We start from the raw sequence: 15,675 nt of genomic DNA, 5'->3' as shown, positions 1-15,675 counted from the left end.
AAGCGTTATTATGATATTGAGTATAGAAAGGATTTGAATCGTGGTACAACATTCCAAAGAAACTGAACTCTGTACTGCCGGCGTTGATCTTGAGGGATTGATGCAGGTTTTAAGTAAACATCTCTACTCAACGCCGATGGTCGCATTGCGAGAGTTAGTTCAAAATGGCCACGACTCAATCATTCGTCGGCAATTAGAAACCCATAACAGCGATTTTGATCGACGGATCACAGTGCTCGGCTTTCCAGAGAAGCAGCAACTTAAAATTATCGATACCGGTGCAGGTTTAACCCATGATGAGATCCACGCTTTTTTAGCGACGGTAGGTGTCGGTTATACGCGCACACTTCGGCAGGAAGATGATGAAACGGGACTAATTGGCATGTTTGGCTTAGGGTTTCTTTCGGCATTTGTATTAGCCGATGAGGTAGAATTTGCTACAACCTCTTATCAAACGCAGGAGCAAGGCTGGGTGTATCGCTCTAAAAATGCAGAGCACTATTTTGTAGAAGCCATAGCCCCTCGTGCGATTGGCAGTGAAATTACCCTCTATCTTAAAGATGAATATGCTTTTTTAGCACAAGCGGAAATTCTCAATAATATTTTAGGTCGTTACTGCATTCTATTGAAAGAGCCGATCTTTATTAATCAGAGTCCAACGGCGATCAATGAGAAGCGTCCCCCTTGGGAGCGTGATCCGGCGATTGTGTTACATCCTGCGCAGCAATTACGGCAAGATTTAGAGTTTGCCAAACGCTTTGAACGGGTTTTTGAGCCGATTGCCACAATGCCAGTGACACCTGATGGTAAGAGCGATGCGATAGGATTGTTGTGGGTACAAGATGGGGCAACCTATGGCACGAGTGATAATCGGCATCTCTCGATCTTTCTTCGGGGGATGTTACTCGATGATGATGCCCGAGATCTTCTGCCAACGTGGGCGGGATTTATCGGCGGTGTGATTGAATCGCAAAAATTAGTACCGACAGCCAGCCGAGAAGATCTGCAGAAAGACGCCCATTATGATGCAATTCGCTATGCGTTAAGTGAGGCGATTATCGCCGGGTTAGCGGAGATTGCCGAGAAACAGCCGGAAGCGTGGCGCCGGATTTTAACGCGGCATAATGAAGCGCTATTAGGGGCATCCCTTTGTGATGAACGATTATTCTCAATTTTGAAAGATCACTTACGGATTCCTACTTCCCAAGGAGAATTACTACTCAAAGATCTCAAGGTCGATGGCACGCTCTATGTGATGCTCGGCAGTAATGGTGGATTTGAAGATACTCTTTTTCGTGCGCTTAAAGTGCCGGTTGCTTTTGGGGATCGTTATGCGGTAGTGCCATTTTTGCGCCGAGCAGTACAAGCCGGTCGAGGTCGATTGATTGAGATCGGGACGGATAAGGGGAATGAACAGCTATTTACCACAGCGAAATTAACGGCAGAAGTACAAACCTGGTTATCAGAGCACATTGGTGATGGTGAGCAGATTATTGCCGCGCGTTTTATGCCTGAAGAGTTACCCCTTGTTGTGGTGATCGATCGTGAAATGGAATTGAAGAAGCGATTAGAAGCAGATGATGCAGATAAGAAGATGTCGCAAGCGGCGCTTCGTCTTGCAAGGCTGTTTACGCAACGTATTGAGAGCGGGAGTGATCAGAAATTATACCTTAATCTTAATAATTCTGCCGTTAAGCAATTACTTGAAGCAATTGAATCTAACCCTGGGCAAGCAGAGAGAGCCGCACCGCTCTTAAAAGCGCTCAAAGTGCTCATGTCAGGGAGAGATCAATCACAATCACTCAATTTAAATGAAGCTTTAAATGTCTATACTCAAACGCTCAATCAGCTATTAACCAGTAAAAATTGATGCAAGGCGGGAGAGAATATTTGCACATCCAGATAGATCGGGCGCCCGCAGGTGAGAAGCTTGAAGCTTCTCAAGTTTGATTAATCTTGAACATTGAGAAATGCCAGACTTGCCGGCGCGGGATTGATGAAAGAACAAGATCATTCTCCCCGGAGATGAGATGCGTTGTCTGAGTTTTCAAATAAGGTTTAATCCGTGGTGGGAGGGAATGTTTGCACATCCAGATAGATCGAGCGCCCGCAGGTGAGAAGCTTAAAGCGTCTCAAGTTTGATCAATTTTGAGCATTGAGAAATGCCAGACTTGCCGGCGCGGGATTGATGAAAGAACAAGATTATTCGCCCCGGCGATGAGATGCGTTGTCTGAGTTTTCAAATAAGGTTTAATCCTTTTGGGAGGAAATGTTTGCATATCCAGATAGATCGAGCGCCCGCAGGTGAGAAGCTTGAAGCGTCTCAAGTTTGATCAATCTTGAGCATTGAGAAATGCCAGACTTGCCGGGCGGGATTGATAAAAGAACAAGATCATTCCCCCGGCGATGAGATGGATTGTCGTAGTTGCACAAAATAGCAGTAACAGTGGTTATTAGATTATGAATCAACTCTCATTATCGAGAGAATAGAAGGATATTATATGGCGGAAAATATTATTTGGGATTGGATTATTCGATTGGATAAGGAATTACAAGAAGCAGGGCAAGGTCAGGCGGCAAAACTTATTGACCAATTTAGCGTTGAGGTATGTGAACTCAATATGGAGAAGGTAGATGCAATGTTACCAGAGGTGATTGCGTTAAGCCGGAGTCTGAATAATCCTTGGCTTGAAGTTTACTTTCGCCATTGGGAGATGCGTAATCGTGTGGGGAGTCGTGTAGAAGGGGAAGTTGCGCTTGCGGATGCGGTGAAATATTTTGAGATGGCGCATCGGGAAGAGACTTATGAATGTCCGCAATCAGTCTGTTTAACACAGGATTTGACAGATTGTTATGCGAATATGGATGGTCCTGGTTGGGTGGACGAGCGTAAAGCGGTGGTTGAAGAGATGATGGAACGCATTACACCCCATTGGAATTGCTTTCGTTGTTTAAGTGTGGAATATATTGAAGCTCTCGCCGATGAGGAGAAGTATGAGGAAGCACTAGCCTATATTGAGTTACAAGAAGCTAAGTTACAGGAAGCAGGTGTCAAAGATGACTTTCAGGAGAGTAAAATAGATATTTACATCAAACAAGAGAGATATAGTGAAGCTTATGAGCTCCTTCAAGCCAAAAAATTGACCAGAGCAAAGGAGTATCAGTGGAAGAAGTGGCGTCAGCTTGAACAGGTAGATGAAGCCTATCTATTAGCGATGTTGGGAAATGAAGCGGAAGCCCGGGAAAAATTAGTACCTTGGGGACAATTAGCCCCTTTAGGATATCGCCATTGGATTCGTACGATTGAGCAATTATCGGTGTTAGATGCCGGTTATAATAATTGGCAAGTCGCAGGTTTAATTCAAGCTGCCATTGACCATTTTGAAAAAGTAGGAAGCTATCGCTACCTGATTGAGATGGCGGAGATTCAGATTCGACTTGCCTTAAAGCGAGATTCCACTTGGTATGCAAGTCGGGCGCTGGCACAGATAAAATCTGCTATACCAAAACTTCGGAAACGAGATGGAATGGATGCATTACTTGCCGAGTTAGAAAAAGCAGTTGCCGCGCAGAAAGCGGCGGTGAATCTTCCTGTTGAAGCCACTGAGTTAGTGGAATGGCTCAATACTCGGGCAGAAGCGGAAGACGGGCGTAATCCAGAGGTGGAGATTGAGTGGTTGCTCGAAGCCATTACGCAATTGCCGGATAATGAAGCTTTAGTGGGAACTGCTGCAAGTGCGCTATTTGCTTTAGAAGAGAAAGAGGAAGCGGAGCGATTACTGTGGAATTATGTACGGAAACATCGGGCAGATGATTCTATTACAGCCATGCTTTCAAGTCGATTAATGAATGAAGGGCGCTTCAATGAAGTGGAAGAGATTGAGCAATTTTTTGATCCTGAAAGTGATCTTCATCTTTGGGCGAAAGCACGTAGATTAAGAGGTTTACGAGATTATGATGCGGCGCAAGCAGTTGCGCTTAAAATGCATGAAAAATTCCCAGACTATATTGGGCCGATCTCTATGATGGTGGCAGAAGGTATTCGTTTACAGCAGTTTCCTATGGCGGTTGAGTGGCTCTTAAAGCAAGAAGCATTGATGGAAGATCCTAGAAATACCCAATGGGACATTTTAACTTATGCCAGTGCTGCGAAAAATTGGGAATTGGCTCGGGAATATGCTGAGAAATTGGGGATTAAGCTTGAGAGTAGCGAAGGGCCTATTGAAGAAGATTGGGGAATGGTCTCTATCCGTTACTATGAAGAGGGAGATATTGTCACCGAGCGCTATGCACAGTGTACCGGGCCGGTTACAGCGAGAATCATTCAGCCAACAAGTAGTGGTCAGGCACAAAAAATGGGCGATTGGGTTGTCTTTGATGCAGAGCATTTAGTGGAACGTCCAGAAGATCCCGAAGAGCATTTTATCCCTTGCTTTAGAGCCGTTCATACTCTTGAAAAAGGCGGTTATCATGATTCATGGTTTGCCGATGGTGTCTATCCCGGGCAAGCTGCCTTTGACCTGTTCCGAGATACGTTACGGGGAGAGGGCTATCAAATTTGGGTATTCAGCCCGGATGATTATCAAGTGTGTCATCCAGATGATGAAGATAGACAATTAGAAGGTGTCTATTTCAATGTGACCGCACCCTTAAGTATGTCGCCAAAAGCGGTCTATCAGCGGTTAACCGAATTAACTCAAGAATGGGAGCATCCTCTTGCTTGGTATGGTTTGGCTAAAGATGCCGGAATGCCGGTAGAACCGCATCAAAATATCATTGAGCGTTACGGCTTATAGTGGTCGCTTAAATAAGGGGAATAATGTAAAAGCCTAGAGAGCTATTTTTCTCTAGGCTTTCTTGATTGTCTTCTCTGAGTTTTTAAGTTGAAATTCCTCAAACTGCCGGTGCGCGATTATTGTAAGAACAAGATCATTCTCCCCGGTGATGAGATGAATCTTCTAAGTTGTTGCAAATAGAAGTCCACTCAAAGCGGGAGGGAATGCTTGCAAATCCAGACAAAACACGCGCCCGCAGATGAAAGATTTTCTAATCTCTCGGCATCAGGAAATGCCCCAACTGCCGGCGTGCGATTATTGTAAGAACAAGATCATTCTCCCCGGTGATGAGATGAATCTTCTAAGTTGTTGCAAATAGAAGTCCACTCAAAGCGGGAGGGAATGCTTGCAAGTCCAGACAAAACACGCGCCCGTAGGTGAAAGATTTTCTAATCTCTCGGCATCAGGAAATGCCCCAACTGCCGGCGTGCGATTATTGTAAGAACAAGATCATTCTCCCCGGCGATGAGATGAATCTTCTAAGTTGTTGCAAATAGAAGTCCACTCAAAGCGGGAGGGAATGCTTGCAAGTCCAGATAAACCGAGTGCTTGCAGATAGGCTATTTGGCTACTTACGCAGCTTCTGCACGAATTTTTTGTACCATTTCTACGAGGAATTTACGGACATCCATGGCTGAAGTCGCTTCTTGTTCGAAGGTAAAGCGGAAGAAAGCCTCATCGTGCGCTACAGTAAAGCCATATTGATCCACTTGAACCATACGCACTTTCTCGGGTTTAGTGACCGTAGTTTGTGTGTTGAGATAGAGAACAAGCGCATCGTGATGATCAGCGTTCATATGATCAAGCATCTCTGCTTCTGCTTTCTCATCAAAAATCGTAGGGGCTAAAATAGTATTGTAGTCAACCCAGTGAATTTCCCCAAAGCCATTGATATAACGTACTTTTTTAGGTTTTAGTAGATAGAAAGCAAAATTGTGGACTTTATAGTAGAGCGTGCTTTCAGGATAGAAACGCTCATAACGGCGAGCTAGGAAGGGAATCTCTTCTTCTGTTGCAAGCTCTACATCGCCAAGAATCGTTAATCTCCAACCTTTTTGGATATTGTCTTGATCATCATTATGAAGGGTTAATGATGCTTTACCATTCTCTTTCACATTCTTAGTATGTTGCGCGATATCGGCAATTAAGAGCACGATTTCATTGCGCTCATTGAGGCAAAAGGGCACCACAGAACCGAGTGGATAGCCACCGATATCAAGCGTATCCCGCATAATGGTCGCTAATACACCATTGAAGTTAGAGAGTAATTGCTTTTGTGAATCTCTTGCTGCATCTTGTTTGCTATAAGATTGAGTCAAATTGTTTTTAGTAACTTCATCATGTGGATGGGACATTGTAGATCTCCTTAAATGTCAGTGAGTTGTCAATGATTTCCCTCAAATGAGGGGATAAAATGGTCTTTAAAAAATAAAATTTAAAAATAAATCTTAAAAATGAAACTTCAAATCTAAAAAGTGAAATCTTGCTTTAAACCTTAAAAGCAAGGGTGGAAAAATCGGCTTCTTCAGGATGTTGTAACGTGACAAAATCCACTTTGAAGAGATTCGAGAGAATTTTTGAATGCCAAAGTTCTGCCGGCGAATGTGTTCCTTGAATGATCCCATTTTGTAGTAGGATAATTTGATCTGCGATCTGTAGTGCATGATTAATATCGTGCATGACACAGATAATGGTTAATCCTGCTTCAGTTAGGCTCTTGAAATAGCGTAATAACTGTTTCTGATGATAGAGATCAAGGTGATTAAAGGGTTCATCTAGGAGCAAAATGCGCTCTTCTAGGTTCAGAGAGTCCTCCAGTGAGAAGAGCGTTTGAAGTAATACTCTCGCAATTTGTACCCGATGTTGTTCACCGCCGGAAAGGTGTTGATAAGGTCGATTGATAATCGAATCAAGCTCTAATTGTTGAGCTAATTGCGTTAATAGCGCCTCTGCTTTCGGGTGATTGGGACTCACACCAAAAGGCATAATCCCCATTAAAATGACCGCCTTTGCTTTTATCGCAAAGGGAATATGTTCCGTTTGCGGAAGCACAGATCTTCTTGTTGCAAGTTCCAGTACGGAGTATTGAGCAAGGGGCTTTCCTTGAAAAGAGACCTTGCCCATTGTCGGTGATAGATCGCCAGCAAGAAGGTTAAGAAGGGTCGTTTTCCCTGCACCATTGGGGCCAATGAGCGCTGTAAATGCGCCCTCTTGTATCGATAATTGCGGGATATCGAGTAATGTTTTTTGATGATAGGTGAGAGTCACATTCTCAAGTGTAAACATTAGCTTCTTCCTTGTTTATAGACTAAGTAGGCTAAAAAGGGCGCGCCGATAAAGGCCGTTAAAATACCGATTGGAATTTCACTCGGTGCCGCTAAAGTACGGGAGAAGAGATCTGCAACGATCAGTAATATCCCACCAAAAAGGTAAGAGAGCGGTAACACAAAGCGATTATCCGAGCCAAAGAGCATACGAATGAGGTGAGGAATGAGTAAACCGATAAAACCAATGCCGCCGGCAAATGCCACAGCACTCCCTGTGATAATGGCGACTCCCCAAATTTGCATTCGTTTGAGTTTTTCCACTTCAATGCCGAGATGTTTAGCTTCCCGTTCCCCAAGGAGCATCGCATTCATTGCGCGTGCTTTAAAGCAGAGAAGGGGTATAAAGATTAGTTGTACGACAGCGATAATGGCGATCTTCTCATAGTTAAAGCTACTTAAACTTCCCATAGTCCAAAAAGTCAGAGAGCGAAGTTCTGTCTCATCGGCGATAAAGGTCAATAATCCAATCAGCGCGCCGGTAAAGGCATTAATAGCAATACCAATGAGTAACATTGAACTCACACTAATCCCCCGTTTATTGCGAGAGAAGAGATAGAGAATTGAAGTGACAACCCAACCGCCGAGGCAAGCTGCCAGCGGGAGCGCATAATCGCCCAATAGTGCAAAGAGAGAAGGGAGAAATTGTACGCCGAGAACGATTGCCAATGCCGCAAAAAGCCCTGCGCCACTTGAAACGCCGATAATACCGGGTTCCACTAAGGGATTACGGAATAATCCTTGCATGACAGCACCGGAGATCGCAAGCCCTCCACCCACTAAGAGCGCGGCGAGTGTACGGGGAATACGAATCTGCCAGATAATGTAATACTCGATTGATTCGCTATCGAAGAGATTCTCCCAACGAATCTCCATAGCGCCTTGCCAGGTAGCGATCAGTAAAATGACCACTAAACCACAAAGAATCGAGAGAATAATAGGCTTTTGATATTGCTCAAAGAAGGCACTATTCACGTCTTATTGCTCCGCCATACAGTGTTGAATTGCATCGAGTAGTTGCGTGCTTTCGGCATAGATATGAATGCCATAGACAAGATAATTGCTCATATTGACATCGAACACACATTTCGGTTGAAGGGCTGCTGGCCAACCTGCTAATCCCTCTGTTCTACGGGTAAAGGGGGCTAGTTCCGCTTGTGGCGTGGTCATATTGTGATCGAAACTGGCTCGTTTTCCTATGAGTACGACATCTGCGCGTTTCTGTAATTGGCTCTCAAGGGAAACGGCGCGATAGTTATCAAAGTCTTCATCAAAAGCATTATTGATATTGAGCAGCTCTAATAATTTATCGGCCGAGGTTTTATCCCCAGATACTTGCGGACTACCAGCTTGTGCTTCTTGCATAATGAAGAAACCGGTCATCTGTGGATTTTGGGCGGTCATCGCCTCTAATTGTGCTGCTTCTTCTGTAATCTTCTGATTGAGTAATACGCCCTCTTCAGTACGATTTAATTGCGCCGAGATGGTGGTCACTGCTTGCTGAATATCTGATAATGCCTTTAATTCAGAAAATTGAATTACCGATACTTGAGAGTGTTTTAATTGTTCTAATACATTGATGGGACCGGAATCATAGGCAAGGAGAATGAGATCGGGTTTGAGCGATAAAATCCCCTCTGAAGAGAGCATGGTACGGTAGCCAATATCAGGAATATTTTGCAAAGTAGGTTTAGTATGGCTGGTGCGATCAATACCGACTAAACGATCTTCGGCATTGAGCGCCGAGATGATTTGGGTAATCGGATTAGAGGCAGACACAATGCGCGTCGCTTGAATAGTGGCTGAGGTATTTTGTATCGTGACATCATCCGCATTGGCCATAAAAGGAAGTGCGGAGAATAAGCTAAGGGTGATCAATTTCCGTAACATTGTAAGAGTACCTGTTCTGCTAAGATAGATTGTTATAAATATGCTTGTTTTAATTATTGAATTTGAGCTATCTGAACTATTTGAATTAGCTAACTTTACTGATAATTCAAATAGTTATTTTTTATATAAATTGGTTAATAGTTTTGCTTTGAAGTGCGATAAAGCCATAGCCGAGATGCGCTATAGCTCTATTGCAAATAGGATTGATTGATCCTCTAAAACTCATATTTCACTGAAAGCGCCGCATTGAATCCCGGGTTTGAGGCACGTTTTAAATCATCGGTAGATACTGCAGTCATACGCTCACTCCAAGACCAATATTCTTTATCGAGAATGTTGTAGAGTCCGGCATTAATCGTGACCCCGCGGGTTGGTTTATACTCAGCGATTAAATCGACAGTGGCATACCCTGGCGCTTCAGGGATTCTCGGCATACGAGGATCATCTCCATTTTTGATATTGCGATCGCGTTTTGCTTGAACGGCTTTGACGCGCGCACTTAAATAGAGTTGATCAAGGTAGTTATAATCGATACCAACAACTGCTGTTAAGGGTTCTACACTATTAATAGGGTTGTTAGTGCCTTTCTCTTTTCCTTTTGCATAAGCTAGGCTTGCATGAAAACCAATCGTTCCGTTACCATTTTGAATCGTAAATAGATCCATACTGGCTTTCGCTTCTACACCATAGATTTTACTTTTACCTAAGTTAATCGCTTGATAGACCATATAACCTGAGCTAGGATCGATGCCTACGAAGTTAAGCTCCTCGATAAAGTTTTTATAATCTGTGTAGAAACCGGTAACTGAGAATGATTTTGTATCATCAAGATAGTTCCAACCAAGCTCATAGGATTTACTGGTTTCAGGTTTTAAATTTGGATTAGAGCGGCTCGTGTAACCAATATTAGTATTGCTGAATCCGACGTTAACTGCACTGAATGTCGGTGCGCGGAATCCTTCTGAGTAGTTGAAGAAAAGGGTATTTTCTTCAGTGGGGTGCCAGAGTAGTGCAAAACGTTTAGAAAATTGGCTTTTGCTAAAGGTATCTGGTGGTAGCACACCAGGATTTGCAGCTTCAAAGGCGCTACCTGCTTTCGGATTAAGCTTGTAATGGTCATAACGAATACCTGCAATAGCTTCAAATTGCCCATCGTAGAAGCTAATGCGATCCTGCAAGAAGATGCCTAATTCTTTAATTTTAGAATCGGGGAAGCTCTTGTTAGGGAATGCTTCCGTTTCGATGGATTGACCTGTTCTACGAGAGATCGTATCCCCAGTTCTTTCTGTTGTTACTTTGCTATGACGGTAATTAATTCCATAGGTTAGGTTATGGAATATGGCTTCATTTTGCGCAATGCCTTTGGTAAATTCTGCACCGAATCCATAGCTTTTATTGTTGAAATTACCATATCGAGTACGATAAGTTTCACCTGTCCGCGCTGCATAACGTGTTTCATGATGATCTTGAGAAGCTTTACTGTTTTGGTAGTAAATATTCCAAAAACCGCGATCAAATAATGCTGTCCCCTGATTGAAATCATGGCGAAGCGTCACTTGTTGACGTTTATTGGTATCCTTTGTATGCATATTAAGGAACGTTGTACCGTAAGTGACAGAATTAAATTTTGAAAGAGGATCAGTATCTAGCGTCTCTTTGAAATTCTCATAGGTTAAACTAAAACGATGATCGGCATTCGGTTCAAATACCCATTTAGTTAAGAAGTTGTAGTTATCTGCTTCTGATTTATTCGGATGTGTTCTATTTGGACCTAATTGATCTTCAGAAGAGGCTTTACCTTGGTAGTTTTCTCGTTCTTTAGGATTTGTGTAAGTCAGACGGGCAAAGGCGGAGAGGGTATCTGTTAAGCGCCCAGCAACAGTTCCTGAAAGAAGTGTTTCACGGGTTGCCGTTCTATAACCTGCTTTAACTTCGCCGCCGAAGCGATGATCACCACGAATAAAGTCGCTAGGATCTTTGGTCTGCATAAAAATACCGCCGGCAAGGGCGCTACCACCATAAAGCGTAGACATAGGGCCTTTGATGATATCAATACTCTTCATGGCATCAATATCAAAGTAATTTCGGCTAGTTGCAAGATAGCTTCCGAAACTATAGGTAATCGGAAGAGGTGCACCATCGACAGAGATCAGCACCCGATCTTCGCCAATCCCCCGGATGCGAATATCGCTTAAACCACCTGATTTATTAAGATCAACAGTAACACCGGGTTCATAGGTTAATAGATCTGCAAGATTGGTAGCATTTAATCGATCCACTTCTTGTACACCAAAGTGAGCAATGGTTGCAGCACTTTCTGCAATAGCCAACTCTTCTTTAAGTGCGCCGGTAATCACGACTTTACTCAAAGCTACAGTGGGTGGCGTTGGCTCATCATGAGCATTAGGGGTAACGATACCTTCCGCATTTTCTGTATTATCAGTAACCCACGCTGGCGTCTGCGCCATCGCAAAGGGTGAGAAAAGTAGGGAAGAGACACAGAGGGATAGCAACGAACGTTTATACATAAGTATGGACTCTTTCTTATATGTGGTTGAATGGCAAATGAATATGATTGTTTAATGCGAATGATATCAATTCTTATTTGTATATTTTTCACATTGGTTGATCATTGTCAAATTTTTTCATAAAAATCGAGAGTATATTCACAGAGATTCACAGTTTTTTAGAGCAAAAAGACCGATTTATCGAGGTTAGTTGCAGTCATTTATGGAAATAGGAAAAAGAAGTTGTCTAAAAAATAATCATTTTTAGGTCAGAGAATTCTGATTTTGAATAAACGTAATTTTATGATTAAAAACGTGTCTATTAGCTGTGCGTAAATATTTGAGAAATATTGAATTTTCGTAATGAAAATTTACCAATATCTTATTTTTAGATCTAGATAAATATGCCGATAATTTTCTATGTAAATTACTGATATTTTAGATTTAATCTATAGTTTGATCTGTTTATATATGATATTTTTAGGCGAAGTATATCGTTATGTTTATCTCTTATTGTTTGATATATAAGGAACAGTTCATGAATCGAAGACGTTTTATGCAAATGACTAGTGGTGTTTTTGCCACGCTCGTTATGCCTCTTGGAATGTTACAAGCTCAACCCTATGCCTCTCCTGTAAGCGCAGAAAATGTTGCGCTTTTTTTACGTGTATCAGAATTTCTGACGGATAAGGATGATTTAAAACTCATTGTGGCACAACGAGCACTGAGTAATCTGATGCTAGAGGATAGTGTACTGATTGATAAGTTGAGAGAACTTGATGCTGCAATTATTCAAAGTGGTTTGCCGAATGCAGTTGCATTTTCAAAAAGTGTTTTAATGCAAAATGCTCAAATAGCAGATTTGGCTAAAAAAATCACGAAGGCTTGGTACCTAGGATATACCGGAACACCTTTGCCATTTACAGTATCCGATGATGTTCGATTTGTAACTTATACGGACGCATTAATGTATCGACCAACACTAGATGCAACGATTATTCCTTCATTTTCAAGGGAGAAGCCTAATTATTGGTTTAATCCCCCAGCACATTTGATGAATCAACGTTCATAAGGAGAAGAAAATGAGTAAAGAATATGATTATGACGTCATCGTTGTCGGATCTGGAGCGTTGGGCGCGAATGTAGCCAGAGTATTAGCTGAAAGAAATCATAGTGTTGCGATCTTGGAAGCAGGTGAAAAAATTCCTAGATGGAAAATTTTAGAAAATTTCCGTAATTCACCTCGCAAAGGGAATTTAAATTCCCCTTATCCTAATACACCTTGGGCACGGCACTCTTTTGATGAGGATTATATTGAAAATACTGGATCATTTGAATTTAAACCAGGAATGTTGAAGCTTGTAGGTGGAACAACATGGCATTGGGCTGCATTTGCTTGGCGCTATCTTCCTAATGACATGAAAATTAATACGCTCTATGGTATAGGTCGAGATTGGCCTATTGAATATGATGATTTAGAACCTTTTTATACAAAGGCGGAATATGCTTTAGGGGTTGCCGGTAACGATACTCAAGATCAAAGTGGACATAATCAAGGACCATTTCCACCTAGATCAAAACCCTATCCTTTGCCTCCAGAACAAGATAACTATTTATTGCAGAGAGTTCGGGATCGCTTATCACCATTAGGATATCGTTTTGTACATGAGCCTTGCGCACGTGCTACGGTTAAGTTTGAAAATCGTCCTGCCTGTGCAGGCAATAATAATTGTATGCCTATCTGTCCTATTGGGGCGATGTACAGTGGGATTTCTGATGTTGAAAAAGCGGAAAAAGCGGGTGCTATTCTTTTAACAGATGCAACGGTATATAAAATTAACCGCGGGAAAGAGAATAAGATCGAGTCAATCGATTATCGCTCTTCAAAAGGAGAGGATAAACGATTAACCGCTAAGTATTTTGTGATTGCTGCGCATGGATTGGAAACCCCTAAATTATTATTAATGTCTGATATCGCCAATAGTTCAGATCAGGTAGGACGAAACTTAATGGATCATTCAGGTGCTGGATTGCAATTTATTGCAGATGAAGAAGTCTGGCCTGGTAGAGGGTCTATTGAGTATGGTGTGATAGTCAACCATCGAGATGGCGAATTCCGTAAAAACCATGCTGCTATGCGCCATGGTTTCACAAATTCAAATCCTAATTTAACATTGACACAGAACCTAATAGAGCAAGGTTATATGGGGCGAGAATTGGATGAACAAATCCGTTATCAAGCATCTCGATGGGTAGATATCTCGACAGTATTTGAGATGTTGCCAGATCCTAATAATACTGTACGTCCAAGTACCAGTAAAAAAGATGCATTAGGAATTCCTATGCTAACTGTTCATTATAATGTAGCTGATTATGTGAAAAAGGCACGGGAAGTGGCTTATCAAGATTATGCCAAAATAGTCGCAGAGATGGGCGAAAAAGTGATTGTTGACCGTACAGGGTTTCAAAATAGAGATCATCTTATGGGGACAGTAATCATGGGCGATAACCCTCAAGATTCTGTTGTGAATCATGAGTGTCGTACTTGGGATCATCCTAATCTCTTTCTTGCAACTACGGGAGTTATTCCGGCCTCAGGTGTTGTGAATCCAACATTAACAGGTGTGGCTTTGAGTATTCGACTTGCTGAAATTATTGATCGTGAAATTTAAGGAGATTGAAGATGAAAAATAATCTAACACTTTGTAATCGTCTTTTGATCTCTCTATTTACCTTAGGGGTGAGTAGTAGCTTGTTATTCGCACAATCGCAACCGGAGATATCTGAAGCTGAGTTAATTGAAAAAGGTCAATATATCTCCATTGCTGCGGATTGCGTTGCGTGTCATACAGCTCCAACTGAGAATGCAAAACCCTTTGCCGGGGATTATGTGATTGAGGTGCCGATGGGGAAAATTGTTGCACCGAATATTACCCCTTCTAAAGAATATGGAATTGGTAATTGGAGTGAAACCGAATTTGCAGATGCTGTTCGTAAAGGCATTACACCGGATGGTACTAGACTCTATCCTGCAATGCCTTATACGGCCTATCATGGTATTACAGATGAGGATATTCATGCGCTATATACCTATTTCATGAAAGGCGTTGTGGCAGTTGATGAGCCGGCAAAAGAGCAGACAGAACTCTCCTTTCCTTTCGAGTATCGCTCATTGATGGCTATTTGGAATGGAATGTTTTTAGATGAGAAGACATTTACTCCCGATCCGAATCAATCAGCTCAAATTAACAGGGGAGAATACTTAATAGATAATCTTGCACACTGTGGGACATGTCATACACCAAGAAATCTACTCTATTCAGAAGAGGAGTCTAAAGCTTTATCCGGCTCTAATTTAGGTGGCTGGTATGCGCCCAATATTACACCAGATCCAGAAACGGGAATTGGCAATTGGAGTAAAGAGGAGATTGTGCAATTTCTAAAAACAGGTCATATAGAAAATAAAGCTTCCTCTGCCGGAGAGATGGCAACAGCAGTTGTGGAGAGTTTTAGTAAAATGACAGATGAAGATTTGATGGCAATCGCTACAGCTCTAAAATCAATGAATGCTATTCATGGTGCAGTTCCTAAAGCTATTTACACTAAACGCTTTCCTGTTACTGAGATTAATAGTATCTATGCAGGTCAAGGAGATTACCAAACACTTATTGAGCATAATACGACAGATGGTGCATTGCTGTACCTTAATGTTTGTGCCGCTTGTCATGGTATCCAAGGGGAAGGGGCTCAAGATCAATATTTCCCCTCATTGATTCTCAATAGTACGGTGAAAAGCCCATTACCTAATAATTTAGTACAAGTGATCGCTGAAGGGCTTCATCGAGCAGTACCTGGAGATGAAGTGTTTATGCCAGGATTTAAATCAGAGTTAACCGCAGGGCAAATCGCTGCAATTACTAATTATGTTCGAACACATTTTGGCAATATTAATGAGTCTATTTCTGCCAAAGATGTTGAGAAAATTCTCAGCGGTAAAGAGTAGCTATCTATTAATAGAGGTATGGTAGATCAAAATATAAAGGTACAGAGATAGATGTGAGCTTATCCCAATAGATGCCTCAAAATAACAACCCTCTAATTATGCTGATTATCAATATC

Annotated in this window: 10 protein-coding genes; 5 read left to right on the top strand and 5 right to left on the bottom strand. The window is 42.1% G+C overall.

Translation table 11 applies throughout. From position 1 onward, the window contains the following. Positions 1-100 precede the first annotated feature (100 nt). Both DC083_RS02175 and DC083_RS02170 read left to right on the top strand, forming a co-directional pair. Positions 101-1,870 (top strand): ATP-binding protein, encoded by a 1,770-nt coding sequence (locus tag DC083_RS02175; RefSeq protein WP_109188755.1) that lies wholly within the window; start codon positions 101-103, stop codon positions 1,868-1,870. A gap of 631 nt (positions 1,871-2,501) precedes the next feature. Next, positions 2,502-4,796 (top strand): tetratricopeptide repeat protein, encoded by a 2,295-nt coding sequence (locus DC083_RS02170; protein ID WP_109188612.1) that lies wholly within the window; start codon positions 2,502-2,504, stop codon positions 4,794-4,796. 611 nt (positions 4,797-5,407) lie between these two features. On the opposite strand, the gene DC083_RS02165 is transcribed toward DC083_RS02170, so the two are convergent. The 5 genes from DC083_RS02165 to DC083_RS02145 all read right to left on the bottom strand — a co-directional run bounded on the left by DC083_RS02165 (position 5,408) and on the right by DC083_RS02145 (position 11,577). After that, on the bottom strand, positions 5,408-6,190 hold the full coding sequence (locus DC083_RS02165) for a HugZ family pyridoxamine 5'-phosphate oxidase (protein ID WP_109188611.1): 783 nt from the start codon (positions 6,188-6,190) through the stop codon (positions 5,408-5,410). Positions 6,191-6,323: 133 nt separating this feature from the next. Then, positions 6,324-7,121: an ATP-binding cassette domain-containing protein gene (locus DC083_RS02160; RefSeq protein WP_109188610.1), complete on the bottom strand. Its 798-nt coding sequence runs from the start codon at positions 7,119-7,121 to the stop codon at positions 6,324-6,326. Continuing rightward, positions 7,121-8,134, bottom strand: coding sequence for a FecCD family ABC transporter permease (locus tag DC083_RS02155; RefSeq protein WP_229822122.1), 1,014 nt, complete (start codon positions 8,132-8,134; stop codon positions 7,121-7,123). The genes DC083_RS02160 and DC083_RS02155 overlap by 1 nt, the downstream gene beginning before the upstream one ends. 3 nt (positions 8,135-8,137) lie before the next feature. Further along, the gene (locus tag DC083_RS02150; protein ID WP_109188609.1) at positions 8,138-9,049 is read right to left on the bottom strand and encodes a heme/hemin ABC transporter substrate-binding protein; all 912 of its coding nucleotides are present in this window, start codon (positions 9,047-9,049) and stop codon (positions 8,138-8,140) included. 215 nt (positions 9,050-9,264) lie between these two features. After that, the gene (locus tag DC083_RS02145; RefSeq protein ID WP_109188608.1) at positions 9,265-11,577 is read right to left on the bottom strand and encodes a TonB-dependent hemoglobin/transferrin/lactoferrin family receptor; all 2,313 of its coding nucleotides are present in this window, start codon (positions 11,575-11,577) and stop codon (positions 9,265-9,267) included. A gap of 517 nt (positions 11,578-12,094) precedes the next feature. Between DC083_RS02145 and DC083_RS02140 the strand changes: the two genes are divergently transcribed. Genes DC083_RS02140 through DC083_RS02130 form a run of 3 tightly spaced genes read left to right on the top strand, consistent with a single transcriptional unit; the run spans position 12,095 to position 15,559 of the window. Then, entirely contained in the window at positions 12,095-12,628 is a 534-nt protein-coding gene (locus DC083_RS02140) for a sugar dehydrogenase complex small subunit (protein WP_109188607.1), read from the top strand. Between the two features lie 10 nt (positions 12,629-12,638). Then, complete coding sequence (locus tag DC083_RS02135; RefSeq protein WP_109188606.1) at positions 12,639-14,228, top strand: GMC family oxidoreductase; 1,590 nt, start codon at positions 12,639-12,641, stop codon at positions 14,226-14,228. 11 nt (positions 14,229-14,239) lie between these two features. Then, entirely contained in the window at positions 14,240-15,559 is a 1,320-nt protein-coding gene (locus tag DC083_RS02130) for a c-type cytochrome (protein WP_109188605.1), read from the top strand. The last annotated feature ends 116 nt before the right edge of the window (positions 15,560-15,675 follow it).

Source organism: Ignatzschineria ureiclastica (assembly GCF_003121845.1).
GTDB lineage: Bacteria > Pseudomonadota > Gammaproteobacteria > Cardiobacteriales > Wohlfahrtiimonadaceae > Ignatzschineria > Ignatzschineria ureiclastica.
Note: the sequence above shows the minus strand (reverse complement) of the source record. Positions and strands in the feature narration are given on the sequence as shown.

Bases quoted from the DNA above. Each gene is read 5' to 3' on its own strand.
- DC083_RS02165 (WP_109188611.1), bottom strand. From the start codon at position 6,190: ATGTCCCATCCACATGATGAAGTTACTAAAAACAATTTGACTCAATCT.
- DC083_RS02140 (WP_109188607.1), top strand. From the start codon at position 12,095: ATGAATCGAAGACGTTTTATGCAAATGACTAGTGGTGTTTTTGCCACG.
- DC083_RS02175 (WP_109188755.1), top strand. From the start codon at position 101: ATGCAGGTTTTAAGTAAACATCTCTACTCAACGCCGATGGTCGCATTG.
- DC083_RS02145 (WP_109188608.1), bottom strand. From the start codon at position 11,577: ATGTATAAACGTTCGTTGCTATCCCTCTGTGTCTCTTCCCTACTTTTC.
- DC083_RS02170 (WP_109188612.1), top strand. From the start codon at position 2,502: ATGGCGGAAAATATTATTTGGGATTGGATTATTCGATTGGATAAGGAA.
- DC083_RS02135 (WP_109188606.1), top strand. From the start codon at position 12,639: ATGAGTAAAGAATATGATTATGACGTCATCGTTGTCGGATCTGGAGCG.
- DC083_RS02150 (WP_109188609.1), bottom strand. From the start codon at position 9,049: ATGTTACGGAAATTGATCACCCTTAGCTTATTCTCCGCACTTCCTTTT.
- DC083_RS02160 (WP_109188610.1), bottom strand. From the start codon at position 7,121: ATGTTTACACTTGAGAATGTGACTCTCACCTATCATCAAAAAACATTA.
- DC083_RS02130 (WP_109188605.1), top strand. From the start codon at position 14,240: ATGAAAAATAATCTAACACTTTGTAATCGTCTTTTGATCTCTCTATTT.